The 25,626-nt window shown below is 70.5% G+C and carries 26 protein-coding genes; 11 read left to right on the forward strand and 15 right to left on the reverse strand.

Translation table 11 applies throughout. The features are described from left to right. The first annotated feature begins 126 nt into the window (after positions 1-126). Positions 127-1,329: a redox-regulated ATPase YchF gene (locus FN829_RS09605; RefSeq protein ID WP_142986753.1), complete on the forward strand. Its 1,203-nt coding sequence runs from the start codon at positions 127-129 to the stop codon at positions 1,327-1,329. A 24-nt stretch (positions 1,330-1,353) separates the two neighbouring features. Here FN829_RS09605 and FN829_RS09610 read toward each other — a convergent pair whose 3' ends face one another. Continuing rightward, on the reverse strand, positions 1,354-3,177 hold the full coding sequence (locus tag FN829_RS09610) for an aldehyde ferredoxin oxidoreductase family protein (protein ID WP_142986754.1): 1,824 nt from the start codon (positions 3,175-3,177) through the stop codon (positions 1,354-1,356). Between the two features lie 140 nt (positions 3,178-3,317). Between FN829_RS09610 and yqeC the strand changes: the two genes are divergently transcribed. Further along, positions 3,318-4,076 (forward strand): selenium cofactor biosynthesis protein YqeC, encoded by a 759-nt coding sequence (gene yqeC / locus FN829_RS09615; protein WP_142986755.1) that lies wholly within the window; start codon positions 3,318-3,320, stop codon positions 4,074-4,076. Between the two features lie 19 nt (positions 4,077-4,095). Here yqeC and FN829_RS09620 read toward each other — a convergent pair whose 3' ends face one another. Both FN829_RS09620 and solA read right to left on the reverse strand, forming a co-directional pair. Continuing rightward, complete coding sequence (locus FN829_RS09620) at positions 4,096-5,577, reverse strand: hypothetical protein (protein ID WP_142986756.1); 1,482 nt, start codon at positions 5,575-5,577, stop codon at positions 4,096-4,098. A gap of 72 nt (positions 5,578-5,649) precedes the next feature. Further along, the gene (solA, locus tag FN829_RS09625) at positions 5,650-6,795 is read right to left on the reverse strand and encodes an N-methyl-L-tryptophan oxidase (RefSeq protein ID WP_142986757.1); all 1,146 of its coding nucleotides are present in this window, start codon (positions 6,793-6,795) and stop codon (positions 5,650-5,652) included. A 121-nt stretch (positions 6,796-6,916) separates the two neighbouring features. Here solA and FN829_RS09630 point away from each other — a divergent pair, with 121 nt between their 5' ends. Next, positions 6,917-7,237: an HPr family phosphocarrier protein gene (locus FN829_RS09630; RefSeq protein ID WP_142986758.1), complete on the forward strand. Its 321-nt coding sequence runs from the start codon at positions 6,917-6,919 to the stop codon at positions 7,235-7,237. 5 nt (positions 7,238-7,242) lie between these two features. Further along, complete coding sequence (gene ptsP / locus FN829_RS09635) at positions 7,243-8,952, forward strand: phosphoenolpyruvate--protein phosphotransferase (protein WP_142986812.1); 1,710 nt, start codon at positions 7,243-7,245, stop codon at positions 8,950-8,952. 27 nt (positions 8,953-8,979) lie between these two features. Here ptsP and FN829_RS09640 read toward each other — a convergent pair whose 3' ends face one another. From FN829_RS09640 to dhaK, 3 genes are read right to left on the reverse strand one after another with little or no spacing between them, the layout of a single operon-like run. Further along, positions 8,980-9,408 (reverse strand): PTS sugar transporter subunit IIA domain-containing protein, encoded by a 429-nt coding sequence (locus FN829_RS09640; RefSeq protein WP_142986759.1) that lies wholly within the window; start codon positions 9,406-9,408, stop codon positions 8,980-8,982. Then, the gene (dhaL, locus tag FN829_RS09645) at positions 9,405-10,163 is read right to left on the reverse strand and encodes a dihydroxyacetone kinase subunit DhaL (protein ID WP_142986760.1); all 759 of its coding nucleotides are present in this window, start codon (positions 10,161-10,163) and stop codon (positions 9,405-9,407) included. The genes FN829_RS09640 and dhaL overlap by 4 nt, the downstream gene beginning before the upstream one ends. Continuing rightward, on the reverse strand, positions 10,160-11,158 hold the full coding sequence (gene dhaK, locus FN829_RS09650; RefSeq protein ID WP_142986761.1) for a dihydroxyacetone kinase subunit DhaK: 999 nt from the start codon (positions 11,156-11,158) through the stop codon (positions 10,160-10,162). The genes dhaL and dhaK overlap by 4 nt, the downstream gene beginning before the upstream one ends. 115 nt (positions 11,159-11,273) lie before the next feature. Here dhaK and FN829_RS09655 point away from each other — a divergent pair, with 115 nt between their 5' ends. After that, positions 11,274-12,875 carry a PAS domain-containing sensor histidine kinase gene (locus tag FN829_RS09655; protein WP_142986762.1) on the forward strand — a complete coding sequence of 534 codons (1,602 nt, stop codon included), beginning with the start codon at positions 11,274-11,276 and terminating at the stop codon, positions 12,873-12,875. Between the two features lie 82 nt (positions 12,876-12,957). Continuing rightward, entirely contained in the window at positions 12,958-13,446 is a 489-nt protein-coding gene (locus tag FN829_RS09660) for a universal stress protein (protein WP_142986763.1), read from the forward strand. Here FN829_RS09660 and FN829_RS09665 read toward each other — a convergent pair whose 3' ends face one another. After that, the gene (locus FN829_RS09665; RefSeq protein WP_142986764.1) at positions 13,447-14,424 is read right to left on the reverse strand and encodes a biotin--[acetyl-CoA-carboxylase] ligase; all 978 of its coding nucleotides are present in this window, start codon (positions 14,422-14,424) and stop codon (positions 13,447-13,449) included. Positions 14,425-14,572: 148 nt separating this feature from the next. Here FN829_RS09665 and FN829_RS09670 point away from each other — a divergent pair, with 148 nt between their 5' ends. After that, positions 14,573-16,009 (forward strand): cobyrinate a,c-diamide synthase, encoded by a 1,437-nt coding sequence (locus FN829_RS09670; protein ID WP_142986765.1) that lies wholly within the window; start codon positions 14,573-14,575, stop codon positions 16,007-16,009. Positions 16,010-16,102: 93 nt separating this feature from the next. On the opposite strand, the gene FN829_RS09675 is transcribed toward FN829_RS09670, so the two are convergent. Further along, positions 16,103-16,852 carry a GNAT family N-acetyltransferase gene (locus FN829_RS09675; RefSeq protein ID WP_142986766.1) on the reverse strand — a complete coding sequence of 250 codons (750 nt, stop codon included), beginning with the start codon at positions 16,850-16,852 and terminating at the stop codon, positions 16,103-16,105. A 91-nt stretch (positions 16,853-16,943) separates the two neighbouring features. Further along, positions 16,944-17,219 (reverse strand): cytochrome C oxidase subunit IV family protein, encoded by a 276-nt coding sequence (locus FN829_RS09680; protein WP_142986767.1) that lies wholly within the window; start codon positions 17,217-17,219, stop codon positions 16,944-16,946. Positions 17,220-17,384: 165 nt separating this feature from the next. Here FN829_RS09680 and FN829_RS09685 point away from each other — a divergent pair, with 165 nt between their 5' ends. Next, on the forward strand, positions 17,385-17,903 hold the full coding sequence (locus tag FN829_RS09685) for a hypothetical protein (protein ID WP_142986768.1): 519 nt from the start codon (positions 17,385-17,387) through the stop codon (positions 17,901-17,903). Between the two features lie 21 nt (positions 17,904-17,924). Here FN829_RS09685 and FN829_RS09690 read toward each other — a convergent pair whose 3' ends face one another. Then, positions 17,925-18,884: a VOC family protein gene (locus FN829_RS09690; protein WP_142986769.1), complete on the reverse strand. Its 960-nt coding sequence runs from the start codon at positions 18,882-18,884 to the stop codon at positions 17,925-17,927. Between the two features lie 109 nt (positions 18,885-18,993). Then, the gene (locus tag FN829_RS09695) at positions 18,994-19,506 is read right to left on the reverse strand and encodes a halocyanin domain-containing protein (protein ID WP_142986770.1); all 513 of its coding nucleotides are present in this window, start codon (positions 19,504-19,506) and stop codon (positions 18,994-18,996) included. 188 nt (positions 19,507-19,694) lie between these two features. Here FN829_RS09695 and FN829_RS09700 point away from each other — a divergent pair, with 188 nt between their 5' ends. Next, positions 19,695-20,306, forward strand: a complete 612-nt coding sequence (locus FN829_RS09700) for a hypothetical protein (RefSeq protein WP_142986771.1) — start codon at positions 19,695-19,697, stop codon at positions 20,304-20,306. A gap of 27 nt (positions 20,307-20,333) precedes the next feature. On the opposite strand, the gene FN829_RS09705 is transcribed toward FN829_RS09700, so the two are convergent. After that, positions 20,334-21,479, reverse strand: coding sequence for an acyl-CoA dehydrogenase family protein (locus tag FN829_RS09705; RefSeq protein WP_142986772.1), 1,146 nt, complete (start codon positions 21,477-21,479; stop codon positions 20,334-20,336). Between the two features lie 165 nt (positions 21,480-21,644). On the opposite strand from FN829_RS09705, the gene FN829_RS09710 reads away from it, so the two are divergent. Beyond that, positions 21,645-22,481, forward strand: coding sequence for an RIO1 family regulatory kinase/ATPase domain-containing protein (locus FN829_RS09710; protein WP_142986773.1), 837 nt, complete (start codon positions 21,645-21,647; stop codon positions 22,479-22,481). Positions 22,482-22,533: 52 nt separating this feature from the next. On the opposite strand, the gene FN829_RS09715 is transcribed toward FN829_RS09710, so the two are convergent. Together FN829_RS09715 and FN829_RS09720 are read right to left on the reverse strand one after the other, a co-directional pair. Next, positions 22,534-23,412, reverse strand: coding sequence for a transcriptional regulator TbsP domain-containing protein (locus tag FN829_RS09715; protein WP_142986774.1), 879 nt, complete (start codon positions 23,410-23,412; stop codon positions 22,534-22,536). 130 nt (positions 23,413-23,542) lie between these two features. After that, entirely contained in the window at positions 23,543-24,106 is a 564-nt protein-coding gene (locus FN829_RS09720) for a halocyanin domain-containing protein (RefSeq protein ID WP_142986775.1), read from the reverse strand. Between the two features lie 198 nt (positions 24,107-24,304). Between FN829_RS09720 and FN829_RS09725 the strand changes: the two genes are divergently transcribed. Continuing rightward, positions 24,305-25,042 carry a sensor histidine kinase gene (locus FN829_RS09725; RefSeq protein ID WP_142986776.1) on the forward strand — a complete coding sequence of 246 codons (738 nt, stop codon included), beginning with the start codon at positions 24,305-24,307 and terminating at the stop codon, positions 25,040-25,042. Positions 25,043-25,081: 39 nt separating this feature from the next. Here the strand turns inward: FN829_RS09725 and msrB are convergent, their stop codons facing one another. After that, the gene (msrB, locus tag FN829_RS09730; RefSeq protein WP_142986777.1) at positions 25,082-25,507 is read right to left on the reverse strand and encodes a peptide-methionine (R)-S-oxide reductase MsrB; all 426 of its coding nucleotides are present in this window, start codon (positions 25,505-25,507) and stop codon (positions 25,082-25,084) included. Between the last annotated feature and the right edge of the window lie 119 nt (positions 25,508-25,626).

Consider the following 25,626-nt stretch of genomic DNA (forward strand, 5'->3'; position numbering starts at 1 on the left):
ATAAACGGTTCAGGACGCCGCTTCTCCACCGCGCCTCGAGGGGGACCGGTTCGCATGCGAACGATGATCTCACACGCGCTCGGCCCTCTCGCATCGCTTTTCACGCCGGACTGCCCACTCCGGGTAATGAGTTACCGGATCGGTCTCGTCGGTAAGCCCTCGGTGGGTAAATCGACGTTCTTCAACGCGGCGACGATGAACGACGTGCCCGAGGGAGCCTATCCCTTCACGACGATCGATCCCAGCGTGGGCGAGGCGTACGTCCGCGTGGAGTGTGCGGCCCCGGAGTTCGACGAGACGTGTACCCCGAGCGTCGGCGTCTGTCGCGATGGCACGCGGTTCGTCCCGATCGAACTCGTCGACGTGGCCGGGCTGGTCCCGGGCGCACACGAGGGGCGCGGGCTCGGCAACCAGTTCCTGACCGACCTCAACGAGACGGACGCGTTGGTCCACGTCGTCGACTTCTCGGGGACGACGGACATCGAGGGCGAGCGGACCGAGGGACACGACCCCCGCGAGGACATCGACTTCCTCGAGGAGGAACTCGACGCCTGGTACCTCGACGTGCTCTCGAAGGGTCTCGAGAAGTACGAGACGCGTTATCAGGGCTCCGAGGCCGCCATCGAGGAGGAACTGGCCGAGCAGATGTCCGCGTTCGGGATCACGAAGGACGAGATGAAGCAGGTCATCCTCGCCGAGGGGCTCGAACTCGAGCCTGAGACGTGGGACGGTGAGGACCGCGAGGAGCTCGCCCGCGAGATCAGGAAACGCACCAAGCCGATGGTCGTCGCGGCCAACAAGACCGACACGCCGGAAGCCAGGGAGAACTGGGCCGAGATCACGTCGGACCCCGACTACGACCACCTCTCGTTCGTCCCCGCGAGCGCCCACGCCGAGAAGGCGCTCAAGAACGCGGACGAGGCGGGCGTCGTCGACTACACCGCCGGCGACGACGACTTCGCGATCGTCGGCGACGTCTCCGACGAGCAGGCGGCGGGCCTCGACGCGATCCGCGACCACGTGACCGAGTACGGCGGGACCGGCGTCCAGGCGGCGCTCGAGGCCGCCGTCTTCGACGTGCTCGGCTGTATCGCGGTGTTCCCCGGCTCCGCGAACGGGTCGAAAGACGAGAAGGGCGTCTTCCGCGACTGCTTCCTTCTCCCCGAGGGCGCAACGACGGAGGACTTCGCGTACCACATCCACTCCGACATCGGCGAGGGACTGCTCCACGGCACGGACTGCCGGAGCGGCCGACAGGTCGGCACCGACCACGACCTCTCCCACCGCGACGTGATCGAGTTGATCTCGACCAAACAGGCCGCGCCGTAGGTCCTCGGACCGCCACGAACCTTCTCAGCGACCGTCGACCTCGCCGATCGGGACCGCCCCGTCCGCGAGGTCGGCGATCCCGAGCCGATCGAGGAGGGAAGCGGTCGGCCGGCCGTTCTCGTCCCACTCACGGACCGCGTAGTAGCGGTCGAGGAGGTCGTCGAACGCGTCGGGATCGAGTTCGTCCGGGTGACTCGAGGTGCCCTCGTCGCCCTCACCGTCGTTCCCGCGGTCCCCCGCTATCGCCGGCGGCAGCGCGTCGTCCTCGCGGCCGAACCCTTCCCGGACGTTGTACAGCCGCGTGAGCGTCCACACCCGCTCGCCCAGGGCCGCCAAGTCCACGGGGTCGTGGTCGTACCCGCGGGCGGCGAGCCACTCGGCGGCGATCGCGGGGTCGAACACGCCCTCGAGGAAGTCGTCGCCGACGAGACACCACAGCGCGGCCCGCCGGTCCTGCTCGGCCGCGACCGCGGCGGCGACGTCGTCGGGGTCGCGCGACGAGGGAGCCATCGCGTCGGCCTCGACCGGCCGGGCCCGTCGGTGACACGCGCCGCGGTCGCTCGTGGCGTACGCCAGCGCCATCGACGTCGCCCCGCGGGGATCGTACGAGGAGAGCTCCATCCCCTTCACCGTCGGGATCAGGTCCTCGCCCCCGAACCGCGTCGCGGCGGCCGCGACGCCGTCGGCGAGGGCGTCGTCGAGCTGGGTCTCCCGGCCCGCGATCTCCTCGATCGTCGACCGCGCGGCCGCCTCGTCGCCGAAGGCGACCTCCCGGTCGATCAGCCCTTCGTCGCCGGCTCGGACCGCCCAGGCGACCGCGTTACCCGCGGAGATGACGTCCATCCCGAGACGGTCGCAGACGCCGCCCAGCGCCGCCACTGCGTCGAAGTCGTCGATTCCGAGGCCGGCCCCGAGGACGATCGGCGTCGCGCCGCGCGGGACGCTGTCGGCGACCGGCGCGCCGCTTTCCACTCTCTCTCCCTCCGGGATCCGGAACCCGCCGGGAACCGGATCGCCCTCGCGCTCGCGGCCCGTCGCGCGCTCGGCGGCGCGTTCGATCCCGATCCCCTCCGCGCCCTCGAAGCGCCGGTCCTGCCAGCCGCGGGTCGGGAGCACGCCGGCCTCGTTCGCGAAATCGACCGTCTCAAGGGTGTCGCCCGCGGCCAGCCAGCGCCCCGCGTCGCTGTCGGCGAACGCCGCCTCGTCGCGCTCTTTGAGGGCCGCGAGCCGCCCGGGCGGCTCGGGCGGCGGATCACGGGCGACGACCGCCTTCAGGCGTTTCGTGCCCATCACCGCGCCCGCGCCGCCCCGGCCGGCGTGGTGGTCGCCGCCGTCGGAGGAGATCGTCGCGTACCGCACCGTGTTCTCGCCCGCGGGGCCGATACAGGCGACGGCCGCGTCGGGGAATCGGTCGTCGGTCGCCGCGGTGTCGAGACCCCACAGATCGCCCGCGGGTTCGACGCTCGCCTCGCCGCCCGAAAGCGAGAGGACGACCGGGTCGTCGGCCGCGCCGGTGACGATCACGCCGAGGTGCGGGCCGAGCGAGGCTGCGAGCCGGCCGGGGAACGTCCCGCCGCCGTAGGAGTCGAGGAACGCGCCCGTGAGCGGCGACTTCGTGATCGCCGCGTACCGCTGTTCACCGGGGGTGTAGCCGGTCAGCGGTCCGGTCATGAACGCGAGGGGGTTCGCGGGCGACTCCGGATCGATCCCGCCGCCGGCCGCGTAGAGGTAGCGCGCGCCGAGGCCCTTCCCGCCGACGTACCTCGCGAGCCACTCCTCGGGGACCGGTTCGCTGTCGACTCGGCGGGTCGAGAGGTCGATGCGGAGGATCCGGTCCGGTGGGTCCATCGTCCCCGTTAGCCGCCGAAACGGGATTAAACCCCACGGTGTCGGCGAGCGGTCGAAGGGCGTGGGGCTCCGGGCCGGGTCGTTCCTGCCGGAACCGACGCGCTTTCGACGCCGGACCCCGATCGTGGATCGGACCCACCATGAACGTCGTCGACGCGCTCGACGCGGCGGAGGGCACGACCTGTCTCGTCGGAGCCGGCGGGAAGAAGACGACGCTGTACGCGCTCGCCGCGCGGCTCGACCGGGCGGTCCTCACCGCGACGGTCCGGATACCGATCTTCGACCGCCAGGTCGCGACGGTCCGGACGGCGAAGGACCCCGTGGCCGAACTCGACGCGCTGCGCGAGGCGAGTCCCGAGCGCGACGATGGGAGCGCGACGTTCCCGCTCGGACTCGTCCCGGAGCGGGAGCGCGACGACCGGTATCGCGGATACGACCCCGAAACGGTCGACCGGCTCTCGGCCGCCCACGACGGCCCCGTGCTGGTGAAAGCCGACGGCGCGCGCACGCGGCTGCTCAAGGCCCCGAACGACCGCGAGCCGCAGGTGCCCGCCGGAGCCGACACCGTCGTGCCGGTGGCGAGCGTCCACGCGGTCGGCGAGCCGCTCTCGGAGGCGGTCGTCCACCGACCCGAACGCGTGGCCAACCTCGTCGACGGGGTCGAGACCGGCGACGAGATCACGCCGGAGCTGGTCGGGCGCGTCGTGGCACACGAGGACGGCGGGCTGAAGGGGGTCCCCGCCGACGCGACCGCGGTTCCGCTCTTGAACATGGTCGACGACGACGCGGACGAGGCGGTCGCTCGAGAGGTCGCCGCGGCGATCCACGAGCGCGCCGACGTGCCGCGCGTCGTCCTCGCGCGGATGCGGGAGCCGGCGGTCGTCGCGATCGTGGAGTAGTCGGTGGACCGCGGAGTACTCAGGTTCCCGGCGGTCCGTGGACCACGGTGTCGTCGCCGGTCCCGGAGTCGCCGCCCGTCCCGGAGTCGCCGGACGTGTCGCCGGTCCCCTCCCTCTCGTCAATCGGCAACACGCCGACCGCGTCGGTCATCCAGCAGCCGTCGTACCCGCCCCCGTATCCGGTGAGCGACGCGTCCGTCGCGTTCACCTTCCGCATCCGGAACTCGTAGCGACCGGTCGCGGAGCCGTTCTCGTACGTGACGACTCCCACGGTGGCGCGGTCGCCGTCGATTCCCGTCAGGGAGTACGACACGGCGTCGTGGGACAGCATCGGCGCGTAGTTCGGCCCCTCGAAGAGGTCGACGAACTGCGGGAAGGTGCTCACCGCCCGCCGGTTCCGGGGCGACGCGAACCGCCTCGTCGTTCGGATCCCGTCGTTCGTCGCCGGGTCGTTGTACCGCAGCGCGTTCAGCTGGATCTGGACGACGTGGAGCGGCGCGCGCTCGCAGGTCGGCTCGAGTGACGTCGCCCGCGCGGCCGCGGATCCGTTGGGGTCGCTCCCGCTCCCGTCACCTCCCCCCGTGACCTCGATCGACCCGCCGGTGTCGATCACGCCCGTGTACGTCCCAGAATCGCCCAAGTCGACCGATTCGGTCTCTCCGTCCCCGGATGACGCGATCGCGGACGAATCGCTCGAATCGACCGGCTCCTCACCTCCGTCGACGACGCCTTCTCCCCCCGTCGGCGAGTCGTCGCTCGGATCGAGGCGATCGCCGACGCCGTCCGTGAGCGACGGGCCGGTCAGCGACGCGGCGCCCGCGATCGTCGCGATCAGGACCACGACGACGACCGCGACCGCGACTCGGTTTCGGGACGCGTCGCGCTTGAGTCCCCGAGCCGAGCCGGCGCCCGCGTCGGCGCCGGATCCGGAGGCGTCGCCCGCGGCGGTCGGCTCGCTTCGGCTCGTCGTGACCTCCGGCGTCGTCCGATCGGGCGGGACGCGGAGCCGGGAGTCCGACGACGGCGACGAGCCGGCCGCGAGCGCGGAGCCCTCACTCGGGACGTTCCCGCTCGAGTCGGCCTCGATCGGACCGTTCCCCTTCGGATCGCTCTCCGGAGAGGCGGACTCGCCCGAAGTGTCGGCCATCGACGGGGTACCGGCCGCCGGATCGCGCGGATACGACTCGGATCGGGCGGCCACCTCGAGGAACCGCTCGCTCACCGAGTCGGCGTCGGCCGGCGAAAGCCCGTAGAGGAGGCGGCGGCGGAGGTCCGCCGCGGTGACGACGTCGTCGGACGGCGGATGGGCGTCGATCGCTTCCGGGTCGGCGTCGATCGCTTCCGAGTCGGCGTCGTGAACCGTCACGATCGAGAGGTCGACGGCGTCCTCGTCCGTCGTCGCTTCCCGCAGTTCGGCGACGAACGCCGCGAGGTCGTCCGGATCGAGGGCGTCGAGGGCGGTCTCGAACTCGTCGAGGGGGATCGGCGCGGGACCGGTCACTGGCGGACCTCCATGCGATAGCGATCGTATGTCCCGTGTTCACTTCCCACTTCCGGCGGCGAGAGCGAGACGTCAGAGACGGTCGATCGAGTGCGCCGAGACGTCGACGTCGGTTTCGCCCTCGGTCACGAAGTCGGCGAGGACCTCGCCGGTGGCGCTCGCGAACTTGAACCCGTGGCCGGTGAATCCGGTGCCGACGGTGACGGAGTCGTAGTCCGGCACCCGTCCGAGCACGAAGTCCTCGTCCGAGGAGTACGACTGGATACAGGTCCGCAACGCCACGGTGGGGCCCGCGCCGGCCGGGAAGAACTCCTCCGCGAAACGCCGGTGGAGCTCCTCCTCCGCGGCGGTCGGCTCGCGGTCCATCCGATCGGGTTCGACGACCTCGCGGTGGTCGCCGGAGTACCCGAACTTGAACCCGGGGACGTCGTGGACCGGGAAGCCGTACCCGCCGCCGTCCTCGCCGCGGAGCACGAACACCGGGAAGCGATCGGGCGAGAACAGCTCGGGCTCCTCTGGCTGGAGCCACGCCATGAGCGCGCGGACGGGAACCGCGTCGTCCGCGACCGAGGGGAGCAGTTCGGCGGTCCACGCCCCGGCGGTCACGACGAGCTCGTCCGCCTCGTAGCGACCCTTGTCCGTTCGGACCCGGACCCCGTCCGTCGTCTCCGACCAGTCGATGACCCGCTCGCGGGCGCGGACCGTTGCCCCCTCGGCGTGGGCCGCTTCGACGTGGGCGGTCACGCAGCGCTCGCAGTCGAGGTAGCCGCCCTCGGGCTGGAAGACCGCCTCGAAGTCGGGCGGCAGGTCGTAGCCGGGAAATCGCTCGTTGACCTCGGCCGCCGAGAGCTCCTCGTAGTCGAGGTCGTGGGCGTCACACGCCTCGCGGGCGTTCGCGACCACGTCCGTGCCCGGCGCGCCCGCGTGGATCGACCCGGTGGTCGTGAGGAGGTCGCGGCCGGTCCGCTCCTCCAGTTCGCGCCAGCGCTCGTAGGCGCGCTCGACGAGCGGCACGTACTCCGGCCCCTCCTGTTGAGCCTTCCGGATGATCCGGGTGCTCCCGTGTGAGGACCCCATCGCGTGGGGCACGTCGTACCGCTCGATCCCGAGCACGTCGAGGCCGCGGCGCGCCAGTTCGTAGGTCGTTGCGCTGCCGACGCCGCCCACGCCGACGACGATCGCGTCGTACCGGTCGTTCCCGCTTCGTGTCCGGCTCATGGTTCCGACAGGCGGAGGAGGTGGAAAGTCCCCCGAGATCCGGCGGTTCCATCCGGAAACGAACGGCGAACGCCGAGCGACGCGGACGAGAGTATATTACCCTTCACGCCGGAACGGAGGTATGGAACGGATCGTCGAGGTGGTTCCGGAGGCGGGGTTACACGCGAGGCCGGCCTCGAAACTCGTCAAGACGGTCAACGGCTTCGACGCGGACGTGTCGGTCGGCCGCGCAGAAGACGACGAGGACGACCTCGTCCGCGCCGACAGCATGCTCGCGGTCACCGGGCTGAACGTCGAACACGGCGAGTCGGTCCGCCTCGTCGCCGAGGGGCCGGACGCCGAGGCGGCGCTCGATGCGATCGAGGACCTGCTGATGAGTCCGGTCGAGGGCGACGGCGGGAAAGACGAAGACGGCGAGGACCCGCACGGAGGCCCGGAGTGACCGGAGTGACAACGCTGGCCGGGATCGGGAGTACGCCCCGTTCCGGGGTCGGCGTCGCGCGCTGGTACCGTCCGGAAGCGAACCTGACGCTGCCGAACCGGCCGGACCCCTCCGCGGTCGATCCCGAGGTCCAGCGCGAGCGGTTCGCGTCCGCCCGAGAGGCGGCCCGCGAGGGGATCCGACGGGCGCGCGACCGGGCGGCCGAGCGTGCCGGCGAGGAGGAGGCGGCCGTCTTCGACGCCCACGAGGCGTTCCTCGACGACCCGGGACTCGTCGACGACGTCGAGAGCGCCATCGACGACGGAACCCTCGCCGAACACGCGGTCCGAGACCGCTTCGATGAGGCCGTCGAGCGGTTCGAGAGGATGGACGGCCGGATGGCCGAGCGCGCGGACGACCTCCGAGACGTGTGCGACCGACTGTTGCGCGCGCTGCTCGACGCTCCGACGGCGACCGATCTCGCGTCGCTCCCGGCGGGCACCGTCCTGCTCGCCGAGCGGCTCACACCGAGTGAGACGGCCGATTTGGACCCGGAGACGGTCGCGGGGATCGCCACCGTCGCGGGCGGCCGGACCTCCCACGCCGCCATCATCGCACGCTCGCTGTCGATCCCGGCGGTCGTCGGCGTCGGCGAGGCGCTCGCGGAGATAGCGGACGGTACGGAGGTCCTCGTCGACGGCGAGGCCGGGGAGATAGTCGTCGATCCCGACGAGAGCCAGCGAGCGGCGGCTCTCAACGACGACGCGTCCGTCGTTCCCGAACCCGTCTCGACCGCCGACGGCCGACCGATCGAGGTCGCCGCCAACGTCGGGAGCGCGGCGGAGCTGTCGCCCGCGCGTGACCGCGGCGCTGACGGGATCGGGCTGTTCCGGACGGAGTTCCTCTTTCTCGACCGCGAGTCGCCGCCGGACGAGGAGGAGCAGTACGAGGCGGTCGTCGCCGCGCTCGAGGCGTTCCCGAATGACCGGGTCGTCGTGCGAACCCTCGACGTCGGGGGCGACAAGCGGGTCCCGTACCTCGATCTCCCGGAGGAGCCGAACCCGTTCCTGGGACGACGGGGAATCCGGCTGTCGCTCGAGGAACACGCGGACCTCTTCGAGAGGCAGTTACGCGCGCTGTTGCGGGCGGCGGCTCACGGAGGCAACGAGGCTGCCGCGGGCGACCTCGCGGTCATGTTCCCGATGGTCTCGCGGATCGAGGAGGTCGAGGCCGCGCTCGACGCGGTCGAGTCGGTGGCGGCCGACCTCGCGGACGAGGGCGTGGAGCACGCGGTCCCGGAACTCGGCGCGATGGTCGAGACGCCCGCCGCCGCGTTCCTCGCGGACGCGCTCGCCAACCGGCTCGACTTCCTCAGCGTCGGGACGAACGACCTCGCCGGCTACGTGATGGTCGCCGACCGCGAGAACGACGGGGTCGCCGACTACCACGACCCGCTCCACCCCGCGGTGTTGCGGGCGATAGACCGGACGACGAGAGGGGCCGAGGGAACCCACGCCTGGGTCGGGATGTGTGGCGAGATGGCCGGCGACCCCGCCCTGACCGAGCTGTTGGTCGGGCTCGGGCTCGAGGAACTGAGCATGAGCGCGGTGACCGTCCCGGCGGTCAAAACCCGCGTTCGGGAGGTCGACTCGGCGGCCGCACGCGACCTGGCCGAGGAGGCGCTGGCCTGTGAGACGCGCGGGGAGGTCCGCGAGGTAGTGGGCCTCGACGGCTGAGGCGTTCGATCCGTCCGATCCGACCGGTCAGACCTTCGAGATATCGGCCGCCGCCTCGGCCTGCTCGCGGACCGACTCGAGCGTGGCGCTCGGGTCGGTGGCGGCGACGGCGGCGTTGACCGCGCCCTCGAGCACGGGCGCGTCCGCGACGACCGCGTCGACGTCGGAGAGTTCGATGGCGACCTCGGCGTTCATCACCGCGCTTCCGAGGTCGACGAGGACGACGACGCCGTCGACGCCGTTGGTTTCGTCTCCGTCTCCGTCGGCGTCACCAGCCGCCTCGCCGGCGGCGGCTGCGAGGGCGTCCTCGATGTCGGCGGGAACGGTCCCGATCCCTCCCTGACCGTCGCCGCCGACCGCCTCGATCCGCGTTTCGCCCGCCATCTCCGCGGCGATCTCGACTATCCCCTCCGCGGCCCGCTCGCTGTGGGAGACCACGACGAGTCCGACGCTCACTTCGAACCCTCCGGGGACTCATCTTCCGCCTCCGCGTCGTCCGGGATCGTCGGCGAGGTCGCGTCGACGTCCGGAACCTCGCGGTCGAGCCGATCGGCCGCGACCGCGAGCAGTTCCTCGAGGATGAACAGCGTGCTCGTCGCACCGGGATCCTGGTGGCCGACCGACCGCCACCCGAGGTACGACGCGCGCCCCTTGCGCGCCCGGATGGGGACCGTGAAGGCGACGCCGCGCTCGGCCGCGTCGACCGCCTTCGCGAGCGCGTCCAGCGGCGGGAGGTCGTCGACCTCGATCGACTTCTTGAACGTGTGGACCGCGGGCGTCAGCGCGTCGACCATCGTCGCGTCGCCGATCCGGGCGTCGCCGCGCTCTTCGACCTTCTCGAGGTACGTCTCCGCGAACGCGACGGCGGATTCCTTCGTGAGCCCGCCGTCAAGCTCGGCGGCCGAGAAGACGAGCGAGCCGCCGAAAAGCGGCCCCGACGCGCCGCCGACCTCGGACATGAGCGTCTTGCCGACGGTCTTCGCGACCGTCTCCGGGTCCGGATCCCCGAGGTCGCGCGCGGCGCCCGCGGCCTCCGCCCACCCGCGAGCCATGTTCCCGCCGTGGTCGGCGTCGCCGATGGCGGAGTCGAGGTCGGTCAGGCGGTCGCGTTCCGTCTCGATCCGTTCGGCGACGGCCTCGACGGCCGCGACGACCGCCTCGCCCTCCTCGCCAACCGCGCTCTCTTCGTCTTCCGCCTTATCCCCGCTCATGAGACGGTGAGTGCGGGAGTGTCGGTCGCCGCGTCGAACAGCTCCTTCAGTTCGTCGTCGACGGCACACACCGTGACGGAGGCGCCCGCCATGTCGAGTGAAGTCATGTAGTCGCCGACCCACGCGTCGTGGACCTCGAGGTCGTTCTCGCCGAGCAGTTCCTGGAGTCGGCGGTTGACGACGAACAGTTCCATCTGAGGCGTCCCGCCCATCCCGTTGACGATCGTGACGACCTCCTGACCCGCGTCGAGGTCGAGGTCCGCGAGGACCGATTCGGTCAGCTTTTCGGTCACCTCGTCCGCCGACATCACGCCGGTCCGCTCGGTTCCCGGCTCGCCGTGGATCCCGATCCCGAGTTCGATCTCGTCGTCGCCCAGGTCGAAGGTCGGTTCCCCCTTCTCGGGGGTGACACACGAGGTGAGCGCCATTCCCATCGTGGCGACGTTGTCGACGACCTTCTCGGCGACGCGCTTGACCTCGGAGAGGTCGCCCCCCGCCGCGGCCTTCGCGCCCGCGGCCTTGTGGACGAGGATCGTCCCGCAGACGCCGCGGCGACCGGAGGTGTAAAGCGAGTCCTCGACGGCCACGTCGTCGTCGACGACGACGCTGTCGACGGTCGCGCCCTCCATCTCCGCGAGTTCGATGGCCGTCTCGAAGTTCATCACGTCGCCCTCGTAGTTCTTGATGACACAGAGGACGCCCGCGTCGCCGTCGCAGGCGGCGATCAGTTCCTCGAACTCGTCGGCCGTCGGCGAGGAGAAGACGCCGCCCGCGGCCGCTCCGTCGAGCATGCCGTCGCCGATGTACCCCGCGTGAGTCGGCTCGTGGCCGCTCCCGCCGCCGGTGACGACCGCGACCTTCCCGTCGACTGGCGCGTCCTCGCGCACGAGCGCCTGCGTGTCCGGGAGTCTGCGGAGCCTGTCGGGGTGTGCGGCGGTCATCCCGTCGAGCATCTCGTCGACGACGTCGTCCGGATCGTTGATGAGTTTCTTCATGAACGATCAGAATGTCACTCCGAGATCAATTAAAGATAGTGGAGAGATCGGAGCCCGATCGGCGTATGCGGGCGTTTTATCCCGGTCTATGCCGATCATTACACGAGCAGACCGTATGAACGAACCCCCCACGGATCCGTTGGCCGACTCCCCCGTCGAGGTCGTGTACTTCCCGGGCACCGCGAACGGGTCCGACGCCGCGCCGCCGCCGGCCGGCGAACTCTCCGTCGGGAACGTCGAGACGCTCCCGTCGATCGCGGCGCTCGAGGAGCGCGGTATCTCGGGGGTCGACTGCCTGGTCTCGGCTTTCCGACTGTCCGACGGGACCGCCGTGGACCTCCTCGACGCCCTCTCCGTGCGCGCCGACCCGCCGCCGGTCGTGCTCGTCGTCCCGGTCGAGGACGGGTCGGTCCCCGTCGAGGCGGTCGAGTCTCCCTTCGACGCGGTCGTGCCGATACGGCTCGAGGCGGACTCCGCCGACGCCGCGGACCGTGTCGACCGGGCCGTCCGCCGGGCGCTCCCGCCGCGATCCCCGCGGATCGATCCGACCTTCGCCCGGCGGCTCGGCGACGACGCCGGCGGCGAATCCGACGCCGATCCTGCTGCCGATATGGAGTCCGCCGCCGCGTCCGGATCCGCCACCGACCTCGGTCGCGACGAATGGAAGACTCGGGTCCTCGACCAACTGTTCACCGAGATCCCGCTTCACATGTTCGTGAAAGATCGGCGGGCGCGGAACGTGATGGTGAGCGAGGCGATCGTCGGCAGGCGGATCCATCGGCTCAGCGACGAGTACCTCGGTAAACGCGACGTCGACGGCGTCGTCCCCATCGACGAGGCCAGGGAGCCGTACCTCGACGACCTCTCGGTGCTGCGAACGGGCGATCCGATCCTCGAGAAGGAGGAGCACTACCCCACCAGCGACCGGTGGTATCTCACCTCCAAGGTCCCCCTGCGTGATGACGACGGACGAGTGATCGGTCTGGTCGGAGTCGCCCAGGAGATAACCGCTCAGAAGCACCGCGAGCGCCAACTCGAGACGGTCAATCACCTCGTCCGACACACGATGCGAAACGACCTCAACGCCATCTCGGGGTGGATCGAGATGCTGCGGGAGGCGGACGACGGCTCCGCGGATGGAAGCCCCATCGACGGAGTGTCGACCGAACGCGAGGCGATCCTCGATCGCGTCCAGCGGATCGCCGACGACCTGTGCGGCAAGATCGACAAACAGCAGGCGGTCGTCGACGTGCTCACCGCGCCGAGCGAGGCGGAACCGCGCGACCTCTCGTGGATCGTTCGCCGGGAGGTGGACGCCCTCGCCGAGGAGCACGGCGCGGCGACGATCCGCGCCGACGTCGCAGACGGCGTGTCCGCGGCCGCGACCGACGACGTGGGGCGGGCCCTCGTCGAACTGGTCGAGAACGCAGTCGTCCACGCGGAGCGGGCGGACCCGCGCGTCGAGGTGATCCTGGAGAACGGCGGGAACGGCGGGGAAGAGGCGGTCTTACGCGTTCTCGACCGCTGTCCGCCGATCCCGATCGACGAGCGGGAGATCCTCACGGGGACGAGACCGATCGACCAGCTCAACCACAGCTCCGGGCTCGGGCTGTGGATGGCGAGGTGGATCGTCGAGAACGCCGACGGGGCGATCGACTTCCAGATCCGCGAGGGCGGCGGCAACGAGGTCGTCGTGACGCTGCCGCGCGAGGCGTGAACTCCGGCCGCGACCCCGAGCCGATCCCGTCGTCGGGACCACGGGGAGATATATATCCTCCGAGCGAGTGAGTCATGATAACATGGCTTTGTACGACCGGATCCTGGTTCCGACCGACGGCTCTCCGAAGGGGAACCGCGCCGTCGAGCACGCGCTCGCGCTCGCGGCCGTCCACGACGCGGACGTTCACGCGCTGTACGTGGTCGACACGGCGAGCTACGCCGGGACCGGCATGGAGGCCACCTGGACGGGGATCGACGACCTGCTCCGCGAGGACGCCGACGAGGCGGTCGCACGGGTCGAGGCGCTCGCGGAGGGGACCGGAGTCGCCGTCGAGACGAGCGTCGTCGAGGGGTCGCCGGGCCGAGAGATCGTCCGCTACGCGGCCGACGCCGGCTGCGACCTGATCGTGATGGGAACCCACGGCCGCGGCGGGATCGACCGCCTGCTGCTCGGAAGCGTCGCCGAGCGCGTCGTGCGCCGCTCGCCGGTTCCGGTGTTGACGGTTCGGCTGGGCGAGGAGGCGCAAGCGACCGGGGCGGCCGAGGACGCCGGGACGACGGAGTCCTGACTACCGGGCCGCGTCCCGCAGGTGCTCGCAGTCGCCGGCGTGGACCCGTGCCCGGCCGTCGTCGGTCTCGACGACGAGCGCGCCGGGCGGCTCGACGTCGACCGCCCGCCCGGTGATCGCTTCGCCCACCGTCTCGACCCGGACCCGCCGCCCGAGCGTGCTCGCTCGCTCGCGCCACGCCGGGAGGATCGCGTCGGGATCGGCTGCCAACTCGGCGTACCGCTCCAGCAGCCGGGCGAGGAACCGGCCGCGGTCGACGTCCTCGCCGCGTTCGGCTCGCAGCGAGGTCGCACCCGCCGGCAGCGTCTCCGGGTCGAGGTTCGCGTTGACGCCGATACCGACGACGAGCCAGGAGACGCGGTCCGCCTCGCCCTCCATCTCGGTGAGGATCCCGGCGAGCTTGCGGCCGCCGCGGCCGACGGAGTCGGCGCGACTCTCCCCGTCGCTCCCGCCCGCGTCGACCACGAGCACGTCGTTCGGCCACTTGATCGTCGCGTCCACGCCGACCTCCCGGGTGGCGTCGGCGACCGCGACCGCGGCCGCAAGAGTGAAAAGCGGCGCGCGAGCGGGGGTCACGTCGGGCCGGGTCAGAAGCGAGACCCACACGCCGCCGCTCGGCGCGACCCACTCGCGCTCCAGCCGCCCGCGACCGCCGGACTGTGCGTCCGCGACGACGGCCACGTCGACCCCGCCCTCGGCCGCCAGAGACCGCGCACGGTCGTTCGTCGAGGGGAGGCTGTCGTGGTACTCGATGGCGTACGGGGCGTCGAGCCCGAACTCGATGCCCGCCGCGCAGTAGGTGGGGTCCGCCGGCGCGACGTAGCCGTCTCCGGTCGATTCGACCGCGAACCCCTCCTCGCGAAGCGCCTCCACCGCCTTCCAGACGGCCGCGCGGGAGACGCCGAGTTCGTCGGCGAGTGCCGGCCCCGAGACCGGTCCCGACTCGAGCGCGGAGAGGAGCGCGCGACGCGTGTCCATGTCGCCGAAGTGCGGTCGGCTCCGGAAAGCCGTTCCGGGTCGCGTCGAGTCGTCACCAAGCCGCCACCGAGTCGTCACCGAGCCGCCACCGAGTCGTCGCCACGGGGACGACGAACCGCTTTTTTCCGGGGGGTCGCTATCGGATCGCATGTACGGACTCGTCCTCGGCGGGACCGCCTCGGGCGTCGGGAAGACGGTCGCGTCGCTCGCCGTCTCCCGCGCGCTCGCCGACGCCGGCTACGACCCGGTCCCGGCGAAGGCCGGCCCGGACTACATCGACCCGAGCCACCACGCCGCCGCGCTCGGCCGCCCCTCCCGGACGCTCGACACGTGGATGCAGGGCGTCGAGGGCGTCCGGCGCAACCTCCGCCGGGCGAGGGCGGGCATGGAACGGAGCGCGCCCGCCGATCCCGACGCCGTCGCCGTCGTCGAGGGAATGATGGGGCTGTACGACGGCTCCGCGACGTCGACGGCGGCGACCGCGACGGCTCTCGACGTCCCGATCGTCCTCGTCGTCGACGCGGGCACGGGGATGCAAAGCGTCGGCGCGACCGCGCTCGGGTTCCGCGAGTACGCGGCCCATGCCGACCTCCCCGGCCACGTTCGGGAGCACGTCGACGACCCCCGGATCGACGTGGTCGGCGTCATCGCTCAGAAGGCGCACACGGGCCGTCACGCCGACGGGATCCGCGAGGCGCTTCCGGACGGGATCGACTGGTTGGGACACGTCCCGCCGACGGACGATCTGGAGATCCCCGACCGACACCTCGGGTTGGAGATGGGCGACGAGACGCCGATCCCCGAGGCCGCGATCGCGGAGGCGGCGGAGACGATCGACGCGGGGGCGGTGGCGCGGGTCGCCGAGGCGGTCGCGCCGCCGAAATCGGCGGAGGAAGCCGCTCGCTCGGATCGCGAAACCGGCGACGACCGCCCGATCGTCGCGGTCGCCGCGGACGACGCGTTCCGGTTCGTCTACCCCGCCACCCGCGAGCGGCTCCGCGAGCTGGCGACCGTCGAGACGTTCGCGCCGGTCGCCGGAGACGACCTCCCCGACTGCGACGCGGTCTACCTCCCCGGCGGCTATCCCGAGAACCACGCCGCCGCGCTCTCGTCGTCGCCGGCGCTGTCGACGCTCGCCGACCGGGCTGCGGACGGCCTCCCGGTGCTCGGCGAGTGCGGCGGGCTGATGGCGCTGTCGGCGTCGCTGACGACGACCGACGGCGAGACCCACTCGATGGCCGGGATCCTCCCAGGCGGCGTCCGGATGCACGACCGGTACCGCGCGCTCGACCACGTCGAACTCCGCGCGACGGGCGACGGCGTCACCGCGGCCGCGGGCGAGCGCCACCGCGGCCACGAGTTCCACTACTCGAGTCACGCGTTCGGCGAGGGTGGCGACGCGATCGTCTCGCCCGACGCGGACGCCCGCTTCGCCTTTGAAGTCGAACGCGGCGAGGGGATCGACGGCGACCGCGACGGGCTCGTCGCCCACCGAACCGTCGGGACCTACGCGCACCGCCACCCCGCGAGCGGGGCGTTCGACCGGCTCGTCGCGTCGGCCGCGGAGTACGCGAACGGGAGCTGAACTGAACCGGGCTGAAACGAGGCGGACGAGGGGGCGAGGAAATAGGGCGGAGGTGGGGAGACAGAGCGGAGGTGGGGAGACAGAGCGGAGGCGTCAGTACGCCGCGTCCCACCGCGCCGCTTTTCGGCGGTTCTCGCAGTCGAGACACTCCACGGCGTCCATCGTGTCGATCGCGACGTTCGTTCCCTCGCAGTTCCCGCAGAAGTAGCCGTACCGGCTCTCGTGGTCGGCGTCGGCGTACGCGACGTAGAAGGGTGCCTTCGAGCCGCGCTCGCCCTCGTCGAAGGCGACGTACACCGTCTCGCCGTCGGCCGTCTCGTAGATCCCCTCTCGAAGGCCCCCCTCGCGGCCGATCCGCTTGCGGTAGAGCCGCTCCTCGAACGCCTCGCCGCCGATGTCGACGACGCGCTCGCCCGAGAGCTCGTACCCCTCGCGCTCGTAGAAGGCGGTGCCGGCCTCGTTGTCGACGAGGACCTTCCCCTCGATGCTGTCGACGTCGCGCTCGCGCAGTTCGGTCTCGACGCGCTCGAGCAGCGCCGATCCGATCCCCGACTCCCGATGGTCGGGATGGACGTGGAGCCAGTCGATCTCGCCGACGCGCTCGCGGCGGTCGACGACGTAGCTCTCCGCGAACGCGACGACCTCGCCGTCGACGACCGCGACCGGACAGACGGTGTCCGGGTCGACGACCTTCTCTCCCACGTCGTCGGCACCGTACCAGTTCTCGACGGCCTCAGCCAGCAGCGCCTCGTCTACGGCGTGGCCGTAGGATGCGGAAAGCGACGCTAGCGCTACCTCGCGGATCGATCCGACGTCGTCGGCGGTCGCGGCTCGAAGTTCCATACCGAACCACGTCACCGAGACTACAAAAAGTTCCGCGACGGGATGACCCGTCGCATCGCCTCGTATCGCTTCCCGTTCTCTCGCGGCGTTCTCACGAGATGGAGTACGCGGCCGCGGCCATGAGGAGCATGGTCAACGCGAGCGCGAGCCCCATCAGGTACGTCAGAGAGCGGTTCTCCCAGCGCAGGTGCTGGAAGTACGCGACGATGAGGACGGTCTTGACCACGGAGATGATCATCGTCCCGGCGAACGCCTCCCAGTACGAGAAGCCGAAGAACTCGACTTCGAAGAGAACGAAGTTCAGGATCGCCGCGAACAGGAGCGCGAAGTATATCGCCGAGTACAGTTTGACGGAGTCGGACGACATTTCTTAGCGTGACCTTCGTCCGCGTGCTTAAAGAAGTATCCATCCAGGGGACCGACATCGACCTCGACGCGGTGGTATCCGGTGACCGGGAGGCCGCGACGCCGGCGGCCCGAAACGCCTATGCCCGCGACGCGCGGAACTGTCGTCGATCCATCGAGGGAGACCGTGGACCCGCTCGAACCAGACGACGACCTGCTCGAATCGCTCTACGTGGTGAACAAGGTCGCGAAGCGACTCGCCGACGAGGCGACCGCCGCCTACGACCGCGGCGACGTCACCGAGAGCAACGTCGCCTCCGCGCGGAAGGACGCGCTGTACCGGACGAAGACGGAAGTGTTGAACCGGATCGTCGCCGGTGACCCCGCGGCCGTGACCGGGGAGTACCACGCGGTCCACGGCGACGTCTGGCTGCTCGTCACCGTGAACGGCTGGGAGTTTCACCAGCCGCCCCACGCGTTCGGGAGCGACCTCACCGACCGGATCGAGACCGCCAACTCGCTCGAGGAGCCGCGGGACGTGCCGTACGTCCGCGACGCCAGCGTCGAGCGGTCGGACCGCTCGCTCGAGGAGGCCCTCCGGGGACTCGCCGACCGCGGGGTCGACGCCAACGACCACCTCGCGCGGCCGACGATAAGCGGGGAGCACGACCGGCTCGTCGACGTGCGGTGGGCGTGTCTGCGGTAGGTTTCCGGGGAAAAACGCCGCCTACTCCGGAGTCGGCGCACCCGTCTCGAGCTCTGGAAGCCCGGCCTCGATCTCCTCGCGGCGGTCCTCCAACCAGTCGGGCAAGACGAGCCGCTCGCCGAGCGACGATCGCGGCTCGTCGACGTCGTAGCCCGGCTCGGCCGTCGCGAACTCGAAGAGCACGCCGCCGCGGGTGCGGGCGTACACCGACCGGAACCACTTGCGGTCGATCACCTCGCTCGGGCGAAGGCCGTGTTCCTGAAGCAGCCCCCGCCACGCCTCCTGTTCCTCGTCCGTGACGCGGTACGCGACGTGGTGGACGGTCCCCGCGCCGGGGGTCCCCTGCGGGGTCGCGGGGTCAGTCACCACGTCGACGACGAAGCCGCGATCGCCGGCGGCCTCGAACCGGCGGCGGTGGCCCGCCTCGTCGCCGTCGGTCTCCTCGTACCCCATCGTCTCCAGGAGGTCGATGGTGGCGTCGGCGTCGGCGAGCGAGAGTTCGACCGAGAAGAACCCGCGGATCGCGTGCTCGGCGGGAACCGGGCCTGCCGGTGGCTCTCCCGCCGGAGCGTCCTCGCGGCCGACGACCTCGAGCGGGAGCCCGTCTGGGTCGGCGAAGGAGACGACCGAGTCGCCGAACCGCTCTCGCCTCTCGACGTCCACGCCGCGCTCCGCGAGCCGCTCGGCCCAGTAGTCGACCGACTCGGCCGGCACCGTGAACGACACCGTCGAGGCCTGTCCGGTGCCGACGCGGCCGGACCGGGCCCCGACGTACGGGAAGAACGTCATGCTCGTCCCCGGCGAGCCGGCGTCGTCGGCGTAGAACAGGTGGTAGACGCCCACGTCGTCCTGGTTGACGCTCCGCTTGACGAGCCGAAGTCCGAGCGTCTCGGTGTAGAAGGCGTGGTTGGCGTTCGGATCGCCGGCGATCGCGGTCACGTGGTGGATGCCGGGCGTCTCGAGGGGCTGCCGTTGGTTCATGCCCGACACTACGTTCCGGTAGTACTTGTACACGCGCGGACGGGAGCGAAACCGGCTGACACCGGTGTTACCCGGACGATTCGAGCGGCCGTCGGTCGGCGGTTCTCGACTACTCGACGATCTCGATCGCGCCGTGCATCCCGTTGGCCTGGTGTGGCGTACAGTAGTACAGTTGGATCCCGGCCTCCTCGAACGTCCGCTCGAAGGTCGTCCCCTCCTCGCCGATCGCGTCGCCGCTGTCGAAGGAGGCGTCGGAGCCCTCCGCGGAGGCGACGTTGTGTGCGCCGCCCTGGCCGGTCCACTCCCAGACGACCGTCGTGCCGGCGTCGATCCGGATCGCGGCGGGGTCGAACGCGAATCCGACCTCGCCGGCGCCCACGTCGACGACGACCTCGTCCTCGCCGGTGTAGTCGGCGATCGTCCCCTCGTACAGACGCGCCTCGTTCTCGGAGAGGTAGTCGTCGATCTCGCTCGGCACGTCGTCGGCGGGCTCGCCCGCGGAGCCGTCCCCGCCGCTCCCGCCGTCACCGCCGCCACCGCCCGAACAGCCCGCGAGCGCACCGGTGGTCAGAGCCGCGCCGGTTCCGACGACGTACCGCCGTCTGGACAGCTGTCGTGTCATCGACCGATCGTAGGGGTCGAGGACATACAAACCCCTTGGTACCTCCCATTTCGTGGGAACGCGTTTCCACCGAGCTATCACATAAATACAACACACATTCTGCCCTTGAGATCCGACGACCTTCCCGCGGTCGCGGTCGCCGTGAACCGAAGCGGGTACTTAAGCGCCGTCGCCGTCTGAGCCGATCCATGCGGGAGGACGAACTGGCGACGCGGGTCGTCGAGCACTACGAGGCCGTCCACGACGAGCCGGAGATTAGACTCGAGGAGCCGTACGACGCGGAGGGGCGTCGCGGGGTCGTCGACGTCCACGTCCGGCTCCGGACCCCCGAGACGGTCGACCACGCCATCGAGCTCAAGTCCGACGCCGCCGTGCGCCGTGCCACCGGCGCGAACGAGGTCCTCAGACAGTATCGTCGGATGGAGCGGTACTTCCACGCCGACGAGACCCACCAGCTCCGCCCGAAGCTGGGGCGGTCGGGTCCGGGAGCGCGCTATCTCCTGTTTTTCGCGCCGACGCCGACCTGCGTTCATCACGTCGCGACCCACCGCACCCTGTACGGCTCCGTCGAACCGACCGGAAGCGTCGGCGACGTGCCGATCGCGCGGACCGTCGGCTTTCTCACCGGCCTCGACGGCGACCCGGCCGACCTGGGATATCTCTCGGTCAACGGCGAGGCGTCGTTCGGTTCGCCCGCGTTCTTCGCGTCGGTTCCCGGGGGATCGCGGCTCGCGGAGAGCCTCGAACGAGTCGACGACGACCTCGTGGCCTTCGGGGACGAACGGAGCACCGACGACTGACGCCGCCGGCAGGGCGTCGGTCCGAGGTTAGAGACCGAGCTCCCGGCCGAGCACGACGTGTTGGATCTCGCTCGTCCCCTCACCGATCTCCATCAGCTTCGCGTCGCGGTAGAACCGCTGGGGCGCGAAGTCGGTGGTGTAGCCATAGCCACCGAGCGTCTGGACCGCCTCCTCCGCCACCTCGCGGGCGGCCTCGCTGGCGTCGAGCTTCGCGAGCGCGGACGCCTTCGTGACGGGTTCGCCGGCGTCGTATCGCGTCGCCGCCTTGTGCGTCAACAGTCGTGCGCGCTCGATCTGGCGGTACATGTGGACGATCTTGTCCCGGATCGCGTCGAACTCCGCGATCGGTTTGCCGAACTGCTCGCGCTCGCCCGCGTACTCCTTGGCGGCCTCGTAGGCCCCCTGTGCGAGCCCCACGGAGAGCGCCGCGATGGATATCCGGCCGCCATCTAAGGTCGCCATCGTCTGTTCCCACCCCTCGCCCTCCTCGCCGAGCAGGCGGTCGGCCGGGAGCCGGAGGTCGTCGAACCGGATCTCGCAGGTGGGCGAGCAGTTCAGCCCCATCTTCTCCCAGACGGTCGTCACCTCGAAGCCGTCGTCGTCGGGGTCGACGATGAACGTCGAGATGCCGTCGTAGCCGGCGTCGGGGTCGGTGACCGCCTTCACTAACACCGAGTTCGCGACGCTCGCGTTCGTGATGAACTGTTTGGTCCCGTTCAGGACGTACTCGTCGGCGTCGGCGTCGTACTCGGCGGTCGTCTCCATGTTCGAGGCGTCCGAGCCGCTTTCCGGCTCCGTCAGCGCCCACGCGCCGATCCCGTCGCCCGTCGCGAGTGGACGGAGCCACTCCTCCTTCTGGGCCTCGGTGCCGAACGCCTCGATCGGCTTCGCGCCGAGGGAGGTGTGGGCCGCGTAGGAGAGCCCGATCCCACCGGAGACGCGGCCCAGCTCCTCGGTCACCAGCGCGTACGTGAGCTGGTCGCCGCCGAGTCCGCCGTACGCCTCGCTCACCGGGACCCCCATCACGTCGAGGTCGGCGAGCGACGCGAACACCTCCTCGGGAAACCGGTGCTCGTCCTCGATCTCCTGGGCGATCGGGCGGATCTCGGAGTCACAGAACTCCCTGACGGTGTCCCTGATCATCCGATGTTCCGCGGACGGCTCGAACTCCATGACGGCAGATTCTCCGGCCGCGAGCATAAACGACACGACGATCACGATCGATCGCCTTGGATAGATCGCCTCGATCAGATCGCCTCGATCAGATCGCCTCGATCAGATCGCCTCGATTCGGATCGCTCGCGATCCTTTATCAGTTGCGGGCGCGTGAGCCGGACTATGGAGTTCCGCCGACTCGTCCGCGGGACGGTGAGCTGGCCCGAGCTGGAGCGGGTCGTTCGCGAGTTGGCGGACCGCTACGACCGCGAGGGCGTGCGCGTCGAGTTCCTCGACGCCGACAACTGGCTGTCGATCCCGTTCGTACTCGACGACGACCTCTTCGTGAAGGTGATCACGAAACAGAACACGCTCGTCCACACGCTCTTCACCACCGGACGCAACCTCGGGGCCTTCTCGGCCGGCACCGAGGGGTTCTTCGAGCGCCACGAGACGCCCTACGAGATGGCCCGTCACGAGCTCGAGGCCACTCGGAGGGTCCGCGAGATAGGCGTGAACGCGCCGGAGCCGATCGAGGCGTTCGAGGTGGACGGGTTCGGGGTCCTCGTGTTGGAGTACCTCCCCGAGTTCCGCACGCTCGACGAGGTCGACCACGAGCGGGAGCGCGAGCTCGCGCCGGAACTGTTCTCCACCCTACGGCGGATCCACGACGCCGGGCTCGCCCACGGCGACGTGCGCGCGGAGAACGTCCTCGTGCTCGACGGGGAGGTGTACGTGATCGACGCGACGAACGTGAGCGAGGACGGCCGGACGGACGCCCGCTCGTACGACCTCGCGAGCGCGCTCGCCGCGTTGGAACCGCTCATCGGCGCGACGGCGGCGATCGATGCGGCGCTCGCGAGCTACGACGTCGCGGAGCTGCTCGCGGCCCGGCAGTTCCTGGACTTCGTCGCGATCCGGCCGGACCACGACTTCGACGCCGCCGAGCTCAAAGGCGAGATAGAAAAGCGCGCCAGCGCGGAGCCGGAGACCACCTCGGAGGCCGGGCGCTCGACGTAGTCGGCGATGGCGTCGACTCCCGGCGATCGCTCCTCGAGGGATCCTCCGACGATCACTCCCCGAGCGACTCACGTAGCACGTCCGCGACGCGCTCGATCGGCGGACCGCTCAACGGATCGGCGGCGACGACTCGTTCGCGGGGGCGACCGACCGGCCGAGCCACGCGCTCCGTCTCGACGAGACCGGCGTCGATCAGCCGGCGCTTGATCCGGGTGAACGTCGAGGGACTCCCCAGCCCAGCGTCCTCGCAGGCGCGTCGGAGGGTCCGGTCGTGCGTGCGGTGGCGCGCGCCGACGACGTACGCGCGGGTTCGCGGGCCGACGGGGTCGGTGGCGGAGAGATCGGGACCCGGATCGAGCAGGCGGACGGCATCGGTGGCGACCGCCCGACCGCACCGCTCCTCGAAGGCGGCGTACACGCGACACCGGCTCGGCGTGTCGATCCGGTACGGATCGGCATCCGAGACGGTTCTCTCGTACCGATCTCGAAGCGTCGGATCGTCGCCGACGCGACGCCACCGTGCGTCCTCCTCGCCGGCGACGCCCACGAGGACGCAGCCGGTCTCGTCGCCGGCGAGGAGGGCGTTCGGCTGAGGATCCGCGAGGGTCAGGAGATCGATTACGTCCGCAGTCGCGAGCGCGGCGAGTCGACTCGCGTCGCGGAATCCCTTCGTGACCGAATCGAACGCGGCGGAACTCGCGAGCACGGTGAGCGAGGGAAGTCCCGCCCGCGCCGCGATCGGCTCCGGACCGTCACTGGCGGCGGATCGAAGCGCGTGGAGATCGGGATCGACGAGGTCCGGGGCCGCCTCGCGGTACGTCTCGACGACTGCCGACAGCAGCGACGGCCCCGGGTCGACGAGCAGCGGGTCCGCGAACGCCCCGAGCGACAGCGAGCCCCCCGCGATCGGGATCGCCGGATCGCGAGGCATGGCTCACGGTTCGCGGCGGTCGGATTAAACGCGACGGTGCGAGGGATCGTGACGGTGCGGGGTAGCGGCGACTCGGGAAATCGCGGCGATTCGGGAAATCACGGCGACTCGGGAAATCGCGCCGACGTCGCTACTCCTGGACGTAGACGGCGCCCTTCATCCCCACCGCCTCGTGGGGCGTACAGACGTACGTGTGGACGCCCGATTCCTCGAAGGCGTGCTCGAACGTGTGGCCCGCCTCGCCGACCGTCTCGCTCTCGAACGCGCCGTCGACTTCGGAGACGTTGTGGTCGCCGCCCTCGCCGGTCCACTCCCAGACGACCGTCGTGCCGGGCGTGACAGCCACCGCGGCCGGGCCGAACGAGAGTCCGTCCGCGGCGCCGACCTCGACCGTCACTTCGTCCGCGTCGGTCCGGTCCACGGTGGCCTCGTAGTTTCCCACGCCCTCGAACCAGCCGTCGTAGTTCGGCTCCTCCGAGAGGTAGTCTGCGTCCCCGCCGCCACCGTCTCCCCCGGAGCCGTCGCTTCCACCCGATCCGTCCCCGTCGTCGCCCCCGCCGTCTCCGCCACCCCCGTCGCCTCCGTCGGAGCCGCTGGTGGCTCCCCCGCCGGAACAGCCGGCGAGGAGCGTCGAGACGCCGATCGTCGCGGTGGTTCCGATGAACGTCCGCCGGTCGAGTGTGTCTCGGCTCATACGGCTTGACGTAGCGACCGTTGAAAGATACCCTCCGCGGAGATTCCCGTGGCGTGGTGCGGGTGACCGAACAGTTCGGGTCGGACGGATAAACGACGGATCGCGACGGCGAGACGTGAGGCGGGTCGTCGGACGCCGCTTCCGGCTCGTTGGGCTCGGATCGACGTACAGAACTACCGGCCGACCTACGGCGTTACCATGGGCGATGACGCGGACGGCGACACGGACGCCGAGGGACGGCTCAAACGGCAGTGGGACGACCTCAGGCTGTTGAACCAGGTAATGCGTCACGACATCCGCAACGATCTCCAGCTGATCGGTGCGTACGCGGAGCTCCTCGAGGGGCACGTCGACGAGGACGGAGCGGAGTACCTCGAGATCATCAGGGAGAACACGCAGAGCGCGGTCGATCTGACCACCACGGTACGGGACCTCGCACAGGTCATGCTTCGAGACGAGGTGGAGACCGACGGCGTCCCCCTCGACCGGATCCTCTCTCAACAGATCGAGGAGGTCCGCTCGGCGTACTCGTCCGCGGTGTTCACCGTCGAGGGATCGTTCCCGAACGCGGAGGTCGTCGCGGACGAGATGTTGAGCTCCGTCTTCCGCAACCTCCTGCGGAACGCGGTCCAACACAACGACGAGACGCCGCCGAAGGTGGAGGTATCCGCCATCGTCGCGCGCGACGGCGACGGCAACGCCGCCGGCGGCGACGACGTCGTCGAGGTGCGCATCGCCGACAACGGGCCGGGGATCTCGGAGAACCAGCGCGAGGAGATATTCGGGAAGGGCGAGAAGGGGCTCGACAGTCCGGGCGCGGGGATCGGGCTGTACCTCGTCCGGTCGCTCGTCGAGAGCTACGGCGGGACGGTTCGGGTCGAGGACAACGAGCCGAAGGGGGCGGTCTTCGTCGTCGGACTCCGGATCGCGACGTGACCGGCGTGGATCCGTCGATCGCGGGTCCGACCGCGTCTGTCACTCCTCGTCGTACTCCATCGCGACGGAGTTGATACAGAACCGCTTGCCGGTCGGCTCCGGCCCGTCGTCGAAGACGTGTCCGAGGTGTGAGTCACACGAGGCACACCGAACCTCGGTTCGACGCATCCCGTGACTCGTGTCGAGCGTCGTCGTCACCGAGTCCGCCTCGGCGGCGTAGAAGGCGGGCCAGCCGCAGCCGGACTCGTACTTCGTCTCGGCATCGAAGAGGACCTCGCCGCAGGCCGCACAGCGGTACTCGCCGTCCTCGGGGAGGTGATCGACGTACTCGCCCGAGAAGCGCGCCTCGGTTCCACTCTCCCGGAGCACGCGGTACTCCTCCTCGGAGAGCCGATCGCGCCACTCCTCGTCGGTCAGGCTCTCGAGGTCGTCCGCGTCGATCGACGTCGCGTCCGTGTCGCTCATGAGCGGGAGTAGGGGCCGCGTCGGTAAGGCGGTTGTGGCGGGGGCGTTGCGGATCTCGAAACGCTCTGCCCGTTACCGATCCACGACCGTGGGTACCCATCCGTCTCCGTGACCCGAGG

The organism is Halorubrum cibi (assembly GCF_900182635.1).
GTDB classification, from domain to species: domain Archaea; phylum Halobacteriota; class Halobacteria; order Halobacteriales; family Haloferacaceae; genus Halorubrum; species Halorubrum cibi.

Excerpts from the sequence above, each read along its gene's own strand:
- FN829_RS09605 (WP_142986753.1), top strand. The coding sequence starts at position 127 with ATGAGTTACCGGATCGGTCTCGTCGGTAAGCCCTCGGTGGGTAAATCG.
- FN829_RS09610 (WP_142986754.1), bottom strand. The coding sequence starts at position 3,177 with ATGGACCCACCGGACCGGATCCTCCGCATCGACCTCTCGACCCGCCGA.
- yqeC (WP_142986755.1), top strand. The coding sequence starts at position 3,318 with ATGAACGTCGTCGACGCGCTCGACGCGGCGGAGGGCACGACCTGTCTC.
- solA (WP_142986757.1), bottom strand. The coding sequence starts at position 6,795 with ATGAGCCGGACACGAAGCGGGAACGACCGGTACGACGCGATCGTCGTC.
- FN829_RS09630 (WP_142986758.1), top strand. The coding sequence starts at position 6,917 with ATGGAACGGATCGTCGAGGTGGTTCCGGAGGCGGGGTTACACGCGAGG.
- dhaL (WP_142986760.1), bottom strand. The coding sequence starts at position 10,163 with ATGAGCGGGGATAAGGCGGAAGACGAAGAGAGCGCGGTTGGCGAGGAG.
- dhaK (WP_142986761.1), bottom strand. The coding sequence starts at position 11,158 with ATGAAGAAACTCATCAACGATCCGGACGACGTCGTCGACGAGATGCTC.
- FN829_RS09655 (WP_142986762.1), top strand. The coding sequence starts at position 11,274 with ATGAACGAACCCCCCACGGATCCGTTGGCCGACTCCCCCGTCGAGGTC.
- FN829_RS09660 (WP_142986763.1), top strand. The coding sequence starts at position 12,958 with ATGGCTTTGTACGACCGGATCCTGGTTCCGACCGACGGCTCTCCGAAG.
- FN829_RS09665 (WP_142986764.1), bottom strand. The coding sequence starts at position 14,424 with ATGGACACGCGTCGCGCGCTCCTCTCCGCGCTCGAGTCGGGACCGGTC.
- FN829_RS09670 (WP_142986765.1), top strand. The coding sequence starts at position 14,573 with ATGTACGGACTCGTCCTCGGCGGGACCGCCTCGGGCGTCGGGAAGACG.
- FN829_RS09675 (WP_142986766.1), bottom strand. The coding sequence starts at position 16,852 with ATGGAACTTCGAGCCGCGACCGCCGACGACGTCGGATCGATCCGCGAG.
- FN829_RS09680 (WP_142986767.1), bottom strand. The coding sequence starts at position 17,219 with ATGTCGTCCGACTCCGTCAAACTGTACTCGGCGATATACTTCGCGCTC.
- FN829_RS09690 (WP_142986769.1), bottom strand. The coding sequence starts at position 18,884 with ATGAACCAACGGCAGCCCCTCGAGACGCCCGGCATCCACCACGTGACC.
- FN829_RS09695 (WP_142986770.1), bottom strand. The coding sequence starts at position 19,506 with ATGACACGACAGCTGTCCAGACGGCGGTACGTCGTCGGAACCGGCGCG.
- FN829_RS09700 (WP_142986771.1), top strand. The coding sequence starts at position 19,695 with ATGCGGGAGGACGAACTGGCGACGCGGGTCGTCGAGCACTACGAGGCC.
- FN829_RS09705 (WP_142986772.1), bottom strand. The coding sequence starts at position 21,479 with ATGGAGTTCGAGCCGTCCGCGGAACATCGGATGATCAGGGACACCGTC.
- FN829_RS09710 (WP_142986773.1), top strand. The coding sequence starts at position 21,645 with ATGGAGTTCCGCCGACTCGTCCGCGGGACGGTGAGCTGGCCCGAGCTG.
- FN829_RS09715 (WP_142986774.1), bottom strand. The coding sequence starts at position 23,412 with ATGCCTCGCGATCCGGCGATCCCGATCGCGGGGGGCTCGCTGTCGCTC.
- FN829_RS09720 (WP_142986775.1), bottom strand. The coding sequence starts at position 24,106 with ATGAGCCGAGACACACTCGACCGGCGGACGTTCATCGGAACCACCGCG.
- FN829_RS09725 (WP_142986776.1), top strand. The coding sequence starts at position 24,305 with ATGGGCGATGACGCGGACGGCGACACGGACGCCGAGGGACGGCTCAAA.
- msrB (WP_142986777.1), bottom strand. The coding sequence starts at position 25,507 with ATGAGCGACACGGACGCGACGTCGATCGACGCGGACGACCTCGAGAGC.